The sequence below is a fragment of the Mucilaginibacter sp. genome (assembly GCF_035492695.1).
In the GTDB taxonomy this organism is placed as follows: Bacteria; Bacteroidota; Bacteroidia; order Sphingobacteriales; family Sphingobacteriaceae; genus Mucilaginibacter.
Window position 1 is genome coordinate 1 of the sequence record NZ_DATJJC010000016.1, and the last position, 11628, is coordinate 11628.

The 11628-nt window shown below is 44.9% G+C and carries 15 protein-coding genes and 1 tRNA gene; 13 read left to right on the forward strand and 3 right to left on the reverse strand.

From position 1 onward, the window contains the following. The 3 genes from VL525_RS10865 to VL525_RS10875 all read right to left on the reverse strand — a co-directional run. Positions 1–1194 (reverse strand): ABC transporter permease/substrate-binding protein (locus VL525_RS10865; protein WP_325386330.1); only part of this gene is annotated, 1194 nt, incomplete at its 3' end. Continuing rightward, complete coding sequence (locus VL525_RS10870; RefSeq protein ID WP_325386358.1) at positions 1187–2161, reverse strand: ABC transporter ATP-binding protein; 975 nt, start codon at positions 2159–2161, stop codon at positions 1187–1189. The genes VL525_RS10870 and VL525_RS10865, both read right to left, overlap by 8 nt. Beyond that, positions 2161–3555: a mercuric reductase gene (locus tag VL525_RS10875; protein WP_325386332.1), complete on the reverse strand. Its 1395-nt coding sequence runs from the start codon at positions 3553–3555 to the stop codon at positions 2161–2163. The genes VL525_RS10870 and VL525_RS10875 overlap by 1 nt, the downstream gene beginning before the upstream one ends. A 198-nt stretch (positions 3556–3753) precedes the next feature. Here VL525_RS10875 and VL525_RS10880 point away from each other — a divergent pair. From VL525_RS10880 to VL525_RS10940, 13 genes are all read left to right on the forward strand, one after another. Beyond that, positions 3754–3825: transfer RNA gene (locus VL525_RS10880), tRNA-Glu, on the forward strand. A gap of 388 nt (positions 3826–4213) precedes the next feature. Continuing rightward, the gene (locus VL525_RS10885; RefSeq protein ID WP_325386334.1) at positions 4214–4651 is read left to right on the forward strand and encodes an Rrf2 family transcriptional regulator; all 438 of its coding nucleotides are present in this window, start codon (positions 4214–4216) and stop codon (positions 4649–4651) included. A 43-nt stretch (positions 4652–4694) separates the two neighbouring features. After that, positions 4695–6845, forward strand: a complete 2151-nt coding sequence (locus VL525_RS10890) for a cbb3-type cytochrome c oxidase subunit I (protein ID WP_325386336.1) — start codon at positions 4695–4697, stop codon at positions 6843–6845. A 3-nt stretch (positions 6846–6848) separates the two neighbouring features. Then, on the forward strand, positions 6849–7871 hold the full coding sequence (locus VL525_RS10895) for a cytochrome c (protein ID WP_325386338.1): 1023 nt from the start codon (positions 6849–6851) through the stop codon (positions 7869–7871). Between the two features lie 2 nt (positions 7872–7873). After that, positions 7874–8152, forward strand: coding sequence for a hypothetical protein (locus VL525_RS10900; RefSeq protein WP_325386340.1), 279 nt, complete (start codon positions 7874–7876; stop codon positions 8150–8152). 4 nt (positions 8153–8156) lie between these two features. Beyond that, a complete protein-coding gene (locus VL525_RS10905; RefSeq protein ID WP_325386342.1) occupies positions 8157–8570 on the forward strand; it encodes a cytochrome C in 414 nt (137 codons plus the stop codon). Next, complete coding sequence (locus VL525_RS10910; protein ID WP_325386344.1) at positions 8567–8953, forward strand: group III truncated hemoglobin; 387 nt, start codon at positions 8567–8569, stop codon at positions 8951–8953. The genes VL525_RS10905 and VL525_RS10910 overlap by 4 nt, the downstream gene beginning before the upstream one ends. 2 nt (positions 8954–8955) lie before the next feature. Beyond that, complete coding sequence (locus VL525_RS10915) at positions 8956–9330, forward strand: group III truncated hemoglobin (protein ID WP_325386346.1); 375 nt, start codon at positions 8956–8958, stop codon at positions 9328–9330. A 313-nt stretch (positions 9331–9643) separates the two neighbouring features. After that, complete coding sequence (locus VL525_RS10920; RefSeq protein ID WP_325386348.1) at positions 9644–9919, forward strand: hypothetical protein; 276 nt, start codon at positions 9644–9646, stop codon at positions 9917–9919. 2 nt (positions 9920–9921) lie between these two features. Continuing rightward, entirely contained in the window at positions 9922–10422 is a 501-nt protein-coding gene (locus VL525_RS10925; RefSeq protein ID WP_325386350.1) for a hemerythrin domain-containing protein, read from the forward strand. Continuing rightward, positions 10419–10757: a 2Fe-2S iron-sulfur cluster-binding protein gene (locus VL525_RS10930; protein WP_325386352.1), complete on the forward strand. Its 339-nt coding sequence runs from the start codon at positions 10419–10421 to the stop codon at positions 10755–10757. Before VL525_RS10925 ends, VL525_RS10930 begins: the two co-directional genes overlap by 4 nt. A gap of 10 nt (positions 10758–10767) precedes the next feature. Then, positions 10768–11064 (forward strand): hypothetical protein, encoded by a 297-nt coding sequence (locus VL525_RS10935; RefSeq protein WP_325386354.1) that lies wholly within the window; start codon positions 10768–10770, stop codon positions 11062–11064. Positions 11065–11074: 10 nt separating this feature from the next. Continuing rightward, positions 11075–11628: NAD(P)/FAD-dependent oxidoreductase (locus tag VL525_RS10940; protein WP_325386356.1), on the forward strand; the 554-nt coding region annotated here is incomplete at its 3' end.

The window sequence follows — 11628 nt, forward strand, 5'->3', positions numbered from 1 at the left end:
CTGCTCGCCAAATATTTTAGAGCCTATGCGTACAATGCCTGCATTGCCGCCCCGAGCCGGTTTTAGTAAATGATGTGCCACCAGAAAATCTTTAGCCACCCTTTCAGGGCTTTGATGAAGATAGTCAGTTCGATAGTTTAAATCGGTCATGACACTATCATTTATTTTGCCGGCCAGCAAATTAAGCGTCGGTTCCAGTTGTGGGAACCGCTGCAAAGCGTCCTCGCGGACTATCGGCGCGGCATAATATGGCGGAAAGATCTTTTTATCATCGTCCAAAACAACCAGATCATAAGCCTTTAAACGACCGTCGGTCGAGTAGCCGCTGATAACGTCAAGCTCTTTCTCAAAAGCGGCTTTATACATTACCGCATCGCTGATTACGATGGTATGGATATTCAGTCCATACTTGCTGCGCAGGCCCAGGTTGCCATCCTGCCTGCCCATAAATTCGGGCGTAAAGCCGGCAGTAAGCTTGCTGCCATAGGTCGATGGAATAAAGTAAAAACAAGCCATCAATACCACTACAATCGGCATTACTTTAGCAGCTACTTTTAATTTTTTGAGATTAAGACGTTGCAGTAGCGACAGCGCAGAGTCAAACAAAATAGCAAGCATAGCCGCCGGGATGGCTCCTGCCAAAATCATGTTAGTGTTATTAAGCGATATCCCGCCAAAAATAAACTCGCCCAAACCGCCTGCGGCGATGTAAGATGCCAATGTGGCGACGCCGACATTAATCACCGTAGCCGTACGTATCCCAGCCAAAATAACCGGCATGGCTAAGGGTAGCTCGACTTTAAACAGTAGCTGCCACTTATTCATCCCCATGGCCACAGCAGCTTCTTTAACGCTACTATCGACGCCAGTAATGCCGGTGTAAGTATTTCGAATTATCGGCAACAGAGCATACAGCAACAACGCTACAATAGCAGGTTTAGGGCCGATGCCTAACAGTGGGATCATAAAACCCAAAAGCGCAATACTGGGGATGGTTTGCAGCACCCCGGCGACACCTAACACCGGCCCTGAAAACGCTTTGCGCCGCGCAATGAAAATGCCTAAGGGCAAGCCAATCAAAACAGCAATAATGAGCGAAATAAACGTCAAACCGATATGCTGCAAGGTTTGCGTTAACAGTTTATCGCTTTGCTGGGCCATGAACTGCCCAAGGGTTTGTTGCTGCTCATTCATGCGCCTGCTGTTTTTTATATTGATAAAATGCCGACATCAGATCTTCAAAATCAAGCTTCCCCACTTCTTTATGACGGGCATCACGTACAGAGATGCTTTCAGCTTTGCTAAACTTTAACCGCTCCAACATAAACCATAAGCTTGCATCGCCTGGTAAAATATCGCCATTCAATTCAAAGGTTCCTCCGTCAGCCGACGGAGGCGGAGAGATAATATCCTTCACCTTTATCGCCTTAAACTCCAACTGTAAACGCTGCTCTTTCAAAAAGTCTTTTACAAAATTGTTGACCGGCTTAAAAAGCAGCTCGGCTGGCGTACCATTTTGCACGATCTTGCCTTTATCCATCAAACAGATGCGGTCGCCCAGTTCAAAAGCTTCCTGGACGTCGTGGGTTACCATAATAATGGTTTTACGTTTCAGCTCGTCGAGCGCCTTAAATTCGGCTTGTATTTTTGAACGGGTGATGTTATCCAGTGCGCCAAAAGGTTCGTCCATCAACAAAACCGCCGGGTCGGTAACCAGGGCCCTCGCCAGCCCCACACGCTGCTGCTGACCGCCGCTTAATTCATTAGGGTAAGCGGTTAGATATTTTTTATCAAGGTGCAGTTTTTCCAGTAATTCGCTAACGCGATGTTGAATTTGCTTTTCTTCCCACTTTAAAAGTCGGGCAACAACTGCAATATTTTCAGCGACAGTATAATGAGGAAACAGTCCGTTGTTTTGCAGCACATACCCAATGCCACGGCGCAACAGTTCAGGCTTTTGCTCCAAAATGTTTTTGCCATCGATAAATACTTTGCCATGGTCTGGCTCAATGAGGCGATTGATCATTTTGAGCGTCGTGGTCTTGCCGCAGCCGCTGGTGCCGAGCAGGATGAGATTTTGACCCTCAGCTACCTCGAACGAGATGTTGTCGACAGCCTTTGTGTTTGCGAACGACTTGCTTAAATGCTCAACCTTAATCATCAATCTTCAATACTCATGAATAAATTATTGAGCGATTCTGAATATAGCGGATGCGCAAACACGCAATAGCGTATCCTATCGTAAGTAATACCGCCCTCTATGGCCATTTGCAGTACCGACATGATCTCGCCGCCCTCCTGCCCGAGGATTGAAGCACCCAGAATCTTTTTAGTCTTTCTGTCGACAACAGCTTTCATAAAACCGCGGGTATCGCCTGTTTCGACGGCTCGCGCCACATGTGCCATCGGTAGTTTAGCCACTATATAATCGAGTTTTTGCGCTTGAGCCTCGTGTTCGCTAATGCCTATGCGGCCCAATTGCGGGTCGGTAAACATGCAATAGGGTATTGGACGGTTGCCCGCATTGTAGTTGTGGTTTTCGATGAGGTTGCGGTAAACGATGGTGTAGTCGTTGTAGGAGATGTGTGTAAATGCCGGTCCACCCTTAACATCGCCGAGCGCATAAATGCCTTTGACGTTTGTTTCAAGCTTGCCGTTTACTTGGATATAACCTTTGTCGTCGGTCTCAACTCCGGTTTTGGCTAAATTTAAAGTGTCGCTGTTAGGTATACGACCGACGGCTAGCAGCACATGGCTAAATTTCTCTTTCTTTTCATGCCCGGCGTTTTTGATGGTCGCGATGATCTTGCCCTTTTTGCCTTGCTTAAATTTTACCGCCTGCGAACCGGTTTGTATGTTAATGTCTTCCAGCTCCAAAATCTTGCGCATTTCGGCCGAAATGTCCTCGTCTTCGCGCGGCATCAATCGGGCCGATTTTTCCAGGATGGTCACCTTGCTGCCAAAGCGCCTGAACATCTGCCCAAACTCCAAACCAATATAATTGCCACCTATCACCAGTAAATCATCAGGTATTTTATCTAGTTCTAAGATAGATGTAGACGTGAGGTAGTCGATATCATTCAACCCTTCGATATCCGGGATAAACGTTCGCGCACCGACATTCAGGAATATCCAGTCGCCCTTCATTAACCGGGTGCCACCGCCGTCCTTCAACTCAACCGAAACCGTTTTGACGCCACTAAAAGCAGCCTCGCCGAATATCAAATCAAGGTTTGGGGTGTTCGCGGCATTCTTAGTACTACCATCACGGGCATTGATTACAATATCATCCTTGCGTTTTTTGATAACGCCCATATCCACCTTAAAGCGTTTAATGTTTACACCCAGCGCGGCACTGTTAGCTGCCATATAAGCTGCCTTGGCCGAGGCTACCCAGGTTTTGGTAGGCGTACAACCGTCGTTTATACAAGTGCCGCCAACCCATCGTCTTTCAATCAACGCGGTTTTTTTACCGGCAGCAGCCAATTTTTTAGCCAGCGGCAATCCCGCCTGACCGGCGCCTATAACGATAGCATCATATTGTTTTGGTTTCATGACAACGGCGTGGATGTTATTATAAAGATATGCGGTTATTTAATAGGATTATAATAACCTAAGCAGGTTTTTGTTTGCTTTTGAGGGGTATACCACGGCCCCAGAATCAGCGGAAAATATTTTTTTAAACTTTTTTTTAATTTTAGTTTCAATCGTATATCTTTGCAGTCCCAAAATAAGGGAAACCATTTACAAAATGGCCCGTTCGTCTAGGGGTTAGGACAGGAGATTTTCATTCTTCAAACAGGGGTTCGATTCCCCTACGGGCTACGAAAAAACGCTGATTTCATACACGAAATCGGCGTTTTTTGCTTTATGGATCGCGCAATAGGTAAAATTTGAATGAAGCGCAATGACGCGGAATGAAGCTCAAATAAGACTTAGGCCCTTATCAGAACCTTTCATCAAACGAAACCTTATCGAACAACCGAACAATTAAAAAGGAGTTTATAGTAAGGCTGTATTGTCATTCTGAGGTTGAAAAAAGGGTAAAATTAAAGCCACCTTCAAGACTATTCCTCAAACGTTGGTTTAAACGCCAATCTATTTTTGCATTATGTCATGTTGGAAGCTCATTAGTGAAAATTTCTAAATACAATTGAAATAAAAGATAAAAAAGTCTTTTAATATTGAAAAATCATTTTACCTTTGTTAAACGATGAGCATATTTTCAAAAACATGCGAATACGCGATGAGGGCAGTATTCTTTATTGCGCATAAAACCGCAAATGGCGGCCGTGTTGGTATTAAAGAAATTGCAATGGGTATTGATTCACCGGAGCATTTCCTTGCGAAGGTACTTCAGGACCTAAGTAAGCGAGGCATTGTACAGTCAGTAAAAGGTCCAAATGGGGGATTTTATCTTAATGCGGAATCATTAAAGCAGTCCTTGGCGAGTATTGTAGAGGCTGTAGATGGAAATAGAATATTTACGGGATGCGGTTTGGGATTAAAGCAATGCTCTGAAATTAGTCCTTGTCCACTTCATCACGATTTTAAGGCTATACGAAACCAAATTAATCAATTACTCGTTAACACCAGCATAGGAGAATGTAACGAAGATTTGGATTTAGGAATTACGGCATTAAAGAAATAAAATTTTGACTATATAAAGATATAAAGGTATTAATATATTAAAAATGAAAAAAACCTTATTTTCCATCGGTTTATTAATGATACCGGCCTTGCTTATGGCCCAGGATAAGCCGCAGACAAATGTCAATGCTGCCGTCGTTTCCGGCGGTCAATCTGTTGGCTATATCATCTTATTATTGCTGTCCCTACTGGTTCTGCTTATTCTGGCCTTGCGGCTTTTTAAGAACACCAGTCAGTTAAGAAAACTGAATGAGCAGCCGGAAGAAAGTGGCAAGTCATGGTTGGCAAAAAATCTGCCCGATCTCGACCAGAATCAATTGGATGTGCTCATAAAAAAGAAATCAGTATCTGCAAAATCCAAAACAGATCAAACAGCAGTAAAAAACTGGAAAAAACCAATTTTACTTATGTTGCTCTCGTTTTCCGGGTTAAGTGTCTTTGCCCAAACTGGAGAAACCTCAACATCGGTTTGGTCCAATCCTGGAGTGCTGATTACTATTACACTCATCCTGATTCCCCTGTTGATTGCAGCATATATCGTTTCGGCAAAGGTGAACCACGTTGTCAAAAAAGTAAGAGATGCATACGTGAGGAAGGACGCCCGCAAACTTGCCAGGTCGATCAATGAAATAAGCACCGATGAATTGAACGAAGAACTGCTCAAGCGCAAGGCGGCACTTGAATTTAAGTTAACAAATACAGAATTGGCCGGTGAAGAACCGGCTGAAGATAAGAAGGGCTTACTACATCATATTGCGGATGTACATTCTCCGAGGTTTATTGCACCTAAAAAGAAAGCGGTTAAACGCCCGGACATTGACCCGGCGCTTTCAAAATTGATATTATGGTATTTGGGTACAGCGGCCTTTTGGCTGGTACTTGGTACTTCGGTAGGCGAATATCTCGGCATTAAATTCGTGGCCCCTGATGCCGACCATGTGAGCTGGCTGAGCTTTGGGCGGCTTAGGCCCGTACATACCAATATGGTATTTTGGGGCTGGTCGTCATTGGCTATGATCGGGCTCGGGTATTATGTTGTTTCTACGGTGAGCAATACCGTGGTGGCCAGCCTGAAACGTGGCTGGTATGGATTGATCCTGATAAATACTTCGGTTGTAGCCGGCACGCTGTCGCTTATGGCCGGTATCAATAATGGCGGCGGAGAGTACCGTGAGTATATTTGGCCCATCATGCTGCTGTTTGCCATCGGGCTGGTCATTACCTTGATAAACTATTTACAGACTATCGCACGGCGCAAAACCAAAGAAATTTATATCTCTAACTGGTATATCGTTTCGGCGGTCATGTTCACCATTGTTATTGCGCTGGTTGGATACTTGCCTTTCTGGCAAAACGGACTCGGCGAAAGTATAGCACAGGGCTATTATATGCACCAGGGTGTAGGTATGTGGTTTATGCTTTTTAACCTGGGATTGATCTATTATTTTTTGCCGCAACAACTCAACACGCCTATATACTCTTACAGTTTGGGAATTCTGGCTTTTTGGACGCAGATACTGTTTTACACGCTGATAGGAACGCACCACTTTATTTTCAGTGCCATTCCATGGTGGTTGCAAACGGTAGCAATCATTGGTAGTATGGGTATGCTGATCCCGGTATTTGCCGGTACCACCAATTTTTTGATGACCTTTCGTGGTAACTTTCATAAAATCGGCTCCAGCTATACGCTGCCTTTTTACCTGGTAGGTATTATCTTCTACTTTACAGGATCTTTTCAGGGCACGGCAGAGGCATTTCGTTCAGCTAACCTGTATTGGCACTTTACCGATTTTACGGTAGCACACTCTCACCTCACCATGTATGGCATCATTGCCTTCATGCTTTGGGCGGCCATTTACACCCTCGTTCCTCGGCTGACCGGCAAGGAACCCAAGCAGGCTTGGGTGGGCGCACATTTCTGGATGGCCTTGATCGGGCTGATGTTTTACACCATCCCGTTAATGATTGGCGGAACGCTGAAAGGTATGGCCTGGCTGGAAGGTAAACCTTTTATAGATTCGGTGGTACTGATGGCTCCTTATTGGTTGTGGCGGGCAATAGGCGGCTCGCTGATGTGGGCATCGCACCTCATTTTTGCTTACAACTTATATTATATGATCGCCAATAAAACGGAGATAGATCTGCAAAAAACTGTTTTTGATGAACTGGAAAAATTACCTGTTACCAAATAAGCAATGGATATCTATAATAATCATAAAAGACTTTTCGGCGCCGCTATTATTTTATTTATAGCGTTAACGCTGTTTGCGGCAGTTTTGCCGGCACTGAACTCACAAAATAACAATGCGCCGCTACCCGGAAGCGAACCCCTAACCAGCGAAGAAATTGCCGGCAAAGGTATATTTATGCGCGAAGGCTGTATAGCTTGCCATACGCAACAGGTACGGAATGTGGATATGGATAAGATGTGGGGCATTCGCCCCAGCATTGCTGCTGATTATGCACGTAATGTAAGGACAGACGTATGGCGTAATACCGCTAACCTGATGGGATCTGAACGTACTGGGCCGGACCTGATGAATATCGGCAATCGCCAGCCAAGCGAAGACTGGCACTTGCTGCATTTATATAATCCGCGGTCGGTAGTTGCACAATCCATTATGCCAGCTTATTCCTGGTTATTTGAGGTCAAAGACTATGCCTTTCCAGGCGATGTGGTGGTAAACGTGCCAGACCAATTCCGCAAGGGAATTACGGGCAAGATCATTGCCACTAAAGAGGCATTAGAACTGGTTGCTTACCTGAAGTCATTCAAGCAAGTGAAGCTACCTGACGGCAAACCAACACCTATCTTCCTTTACGGTAAGGAGATCAAACCCGTATTAGCCGGTACAACGAGCAACCTGAATACCGAATTAGACGGCGCCGCATTGTATGCTTCTAATTGCCAGAGTTGCCACCAGGAAAACGGCGAAGGTTTGAAAGGAGCTTTCCCAGCACTAAAGGGCAGTCCTATTGTACTGAATAAAGATCCTAAAGTGCAGCTCACCATTATCATGAAAGGGTATAATGGACGAGTTAGTGAGGGTTATGGTGTTATGCCGCCAATAGGCACCAACAATAACCTGAAACCTGAAGAGATCGTCGCCATTATGAACCATGAGCGCACCAGCTGGGGAAATAACGGCCGCAAGGTGAGCTTAACTGAAATAAAAGAATTGTTTAACCAGATCAAATCAGGCTCTGCCGCCAAATAAATATGAAAAAGTATAGACTTTATTTGAAAACCTTATTAACAGCCATAGGAATTTTAGGGGCTTATTCAAGCGCAATAGCTTGCGAAGCCTGCAAGGCGCAGCAGCCCAAATTTTTGCAGGGGGTAACTCACGGCGCGGGGCCAAGCAGTAATTGGGACTATGTAATAGTAACCATGGTGGTGATTATTACCATATATTCATTTTATGCTATGGTGAAATGTCTGGCTAAACCTGCGGAAAAAAATCATGAAGATATTAAGAGTATCATTCTAAATCATTAAGGCCATGGAAAATAAAAGCTTTGTTACCTTGTTTATTGATGATGATCCGCAACCGATCGGCACATTTCCGGCCCCGGTTTCCTTCGAGTTGGACACTAAAAAGCTGACCGATGGCAAGCACACGCTAAAAGTGGTTAGTAAAGATCACAGAGGAAAGGAAGGAATCAAAACCATCCCGTTTATTGTACGTAACGGGCCTGCCATCGCAATCGAAGGTATTCGTAAGGATGAAGTAGTTGATGGTGTGCTGCCGCTCATGATTAACGCTTACGGCAAAGGCGATCAGAAGTCATTTATGTTACAAGGCAGCGAAACACCCCATAGTATGCCGTTCTGGATCGTTATTCTGTTAATTGCTTTCACAGCCTGGGCAGTTTATTATCATATCACCTCCGGTCAAATGCAATTGTTCAAATGAAAAAGGAAATTGAAGATATTGAGGACATTAAGGTATTTGTCGATGACTTTTACACCCGTGTCAGGGGCGACGGGCTGATTGGCCCCATCTTTATGCAAAAGATTGACGACTGGCAACCGCATTTAAACAAAATGTATGCTTTCTGGAATGCCGCACTATTTGGGATACCAGGCTTTAGGGGCAATCCTTTTGCCAAACATGCACCGCTAAGCATTGGCCTGCCGCATTTTGAGCGGTGGCTTGAACTGTTTTATGCAACTATTGACGAACGCTTTAAAGGTTATATCGCAGAAGATGCCAAAAAGCGTGCGCAGTTAATGGCCAATATGTTTTTAAGCCGTTTACAGCAGTTAAACGGGAATACTGATCGGGTAATTGTATAAGTATGGAAGCGCTGCGGCATGATATTGTAACAGAAACAGATGTAAGAGCATTGGTAGAAACCTTTTACAGCAAAGTGAGGCGGGATGATTTATTAGCGCCCATATTTGAGCCTGTGATCGGCAACAATTGGGATCATCATCTGGGGCGGATGACCGATTTCTGGTCGACCTTACTTTTATATACCCGAAAGTTTAATGACGACCCATTGCTGAAACATTTGCCTCTTACTTTGATCAAAGCGCATTTTGACCGCTGGCTATTATTGTTTCATAGAACAGTGGATGAACTATTTCAGGGTCAGATTGCAGAGAATGCCAAGAAGCGCGCATACAGCATTGCGCGAATTATGAAGGCGGTAAAAAGTATCGAACAGTAAATAAAAAAGTATTTAGCCGTCAGTAGTACAATGGCCATCTTCACGGCCGGAGGGTATTGGAACCGCTGCTCAGGTTTACCGCTCAGCGGAAGTATAAATCCGCCAACTTTTATCCTGTCTGCCGCCCGGCTGTGCCTGTACCGGCTGCTCATGTGTGCACGACGATTAAGGGACAATGGTCGCCGGCACATTTGAAGCAAGGGATATATCATTTGAGAGATGATCAGGGTATCGGCCCTGCTATCGGCCGGGTTAGAAGGGAAAGCACTTCGTAGGTATTCTGCCATTTATTTTAATTCAAATTTTTATTATCATGAAAGAGCTTGAAAAAAACAACCATTACCAGATACTTAAAGTAGACCTGCCTGCAGGCACCCATATGCCACGCCATTTTGCAACATCAGATGTCTTTGTGGTAGTAGAGTCTGGCAATGCCTTGCTGATCTGCAAAAATGAAACGAGCGAGCTGGTTAAAGGCTCGACGCTGTCAATTCCATCTCATGAGCCGCATATCCTGAAAGTAATACAGGATTTTAAGGCTTTGATAGTGATGGCAGGCGATGCTGTAATTACTTATTCAGTGCTTTAGTTATGAACGCGGAAAAAAATAAACCGATCAAACGCAGCGAATATATAGCTGCCCTTTCACGCGACCATCATGCAGGTTTGCTGTTTTGTTGGAAAATCAAGGAAGGCCTGCGCAAAAATGTGCCCTTGGATAAGATATTAAAGTATATTAATTTTTTCTGGAACAGCCACTTAAAAGAACATTTTCGTGAAGAGGAGACATTGCTGTTTAACCGGCTCAGTGACGAACTAAGCCGCAGGGGTAAATCTGAGCATTTGATGATCGAACAACGTATTAGTCGCCTCAACTATCAAGGCAGTGAAACAGCCGACGGGTACCTGGCATTTGCAGAATTGGTTACTACGCATATCCGTTTTGAAGAACGGACATTGTTTCCTCATCTTGAAGCGGCCTTACCCGCCTCGGTACTCAGGCAAGTGGGCGATTTTCTTTCTGCGCAGCACCAGGAAACATTTATAGATAACTACCCGGACGAGTTCTGGTCAAAAAGCCACCCGCAATGAACAAACAGCACCTGCCGGTGAGAGACATTACTGTGCTGGTGAATTACGCCGGAGAGCAGTACAAATTGCTGACGTTTACTAATGAATACCGGAGCTTGATGATGCTTATCTACGACAATATTTTTACAGACGGGTTCGGTGAATGCCTGGGAATGGGGAAATGTGGCACCTGCCTGGTCGAGATTATAAAAATGCAGACGGAACCGACGGCTTACGGGCGTAATGAAGAGGTAAACCTGTTAAAAGCAGGCCAGTCAAAAGAAACCATCCGTTTAGCCTGCCAACTACTAATTGATGAAAAGATGGATGGTTTAGAAGTGAAAATACTAACATAAATACAAGCATATGATTATTCATGATATTATAGCGGCACTGCAAAATGCCACAAGCCCGGTTATAAAAATATTGGTAAAGGGCGAAGCTTCAAAGGTTATTGTACTCGGTTTTAAAAAAGGGATGGTGTTAAAAGAGCATAAAACAGGCGTCAGTACCCGCCTGGTGGTTATTGATGGGCAGATCAATTATTTCAGCACTAATGGTATAGTAACCATGAATAAATTTGACGATCTGGATATCCCCGTCAATGAACCTCATTCTGTAGAGGCACTGGCAGATAGTATCTGCTTTTTAATACAGGTATAAACTAAAAGTCATGGAAGATCACAGTAATAATATAGAGACTGATATTTGCATAGTGGGCACGGGGCCGGTAGGGTTGTTTGCCGTATTTGAGGCGGGTTTGCTGAAAATGCGATGCCACTTGGTCGACGCATTGCCGCAGGTGGGTGGTCAGCTATCTGAGATCTATCCTCATAAACCCATCTATGACATCCCCGGCTATCCGCAGATATCCGGCCAGGAACTGGTAGACAGGCTGATGGAACAGATTACCCCCTTTAGGCCTGGCTTTACTTTAGGAGAGCGTGTTGAGGCGGTTGCCCGGAATAATGATGGAACGCTTACCGTTATAACCGATGAGCACACCAAAGTTAGCTGTAAAGTGCTGGTGATTGCCGGTGGTCTGGGTTGTTTTGAACCACGTAAGCCCGCCATTGATGGCCTCGCCCAATTTGAGGGTAAGGGCGTTGCCTATATGGTACGAAATCCCGAAAGCCTGCGCGACCGTAATGTAGTATTAGCCGGCGGCGGCGATTCTGCACTCGACTGGACCATATTCCTCGCCGGCATAGCGGCAAAAGTGACCCT

Excerpts from the sequence above, each read along its gene's own strand:
- VL525_RS10870 (WP_325386358.1), bottom strand. The coding sequence starts at position 2,161 with ATGATTAAGGTTGAGCATTTAAGCAAGTCGTTCGCAAACACAAAGGCT.
- VL525_RS10875 (WP_325386332.1), bottom strand. The coding sequence starts at position 3,555 with ATGAAACCAAAACAATATGATGCTATCGTTATAGGCGCCGGTCAGGCG.
- VL525_RS10885 (WP_325386334.1), top strand. The coding sequence starts at position 4,214 with ATGAGCATATTTTCAAAAACATGCGAATACGCGATGAGGGCAGTATTC.
- VL525_RS10890 (WP_325386336.1), top strand. The coding sequence starts at position 4,695 with ATGAAAAAAACCTTATTTTCCATCGGTTTATTAATGATACCGGCCTTG.
- VL525_RS10895 (WP_325386338.1), top strand. The coding sequence starts at position 6,849 with ATGGATATCTATAATAATCATAAAAGACTTTTCGGCGCCGCTATTATT.
- VL525_RS10900 (WP_325386340.1), top strand. The coding sequence starts at position 7,874 with ATGAAAAAGTATAGACTTTATTTGAAAACCTTATTAACAGCCATAGGA.
- VL525_RS10905 (WP_325386342.1), top strand. The coding sequence starts at position 8,157 with ATGGAAAATAAAAGCTTTGTTACCTTGTTTATTGATGATGATCCGCAA.
- VL525_RS10910 (WP_325386344.1), top strand. The coding sequence starts at position 8,567 with ATGAAAAAGGAAATTGAAGATATTGAGGACATTAAGGTATTTGTCGAT.
- VL525_RS10915 (WP_325386346.1), top strand. The coding sequence starts at position 8,956 with ATGGAAGCGCTGCGGCATGATATTGTAACAGAAACAGATGTAAGAGCA.
- VL525_RS10920 (WP_325386348.1), top strand. The coding sequence starts at position 9,644 with ATGAAAGAGCTTGAAAAAAACAACCATTACCAGATACTTAAAGTAGAC.
- VL525_RS10925 (WP_325386350.1), top strand. The coding sequence starts at position 9,922 with ATGAACGCGGAAAAAAATAAACCGATCAAACGCAGCGAATATATAGCT.
- VL525_RS10930 (WP_325386352.1), top strand. The coding sequence starts at position 10,419 with ATGAACAAACAGCACCTGCCGGTGAGAGACATTACTGTGCTGGTGAAT.
- VL525_RS10935 (WP_325386354.1), top strand. The coding sequence starts at position 10,768 with ATGATTATTCATGATATTATAGCGGCACTGCAAAATGCCACAAGCCCG.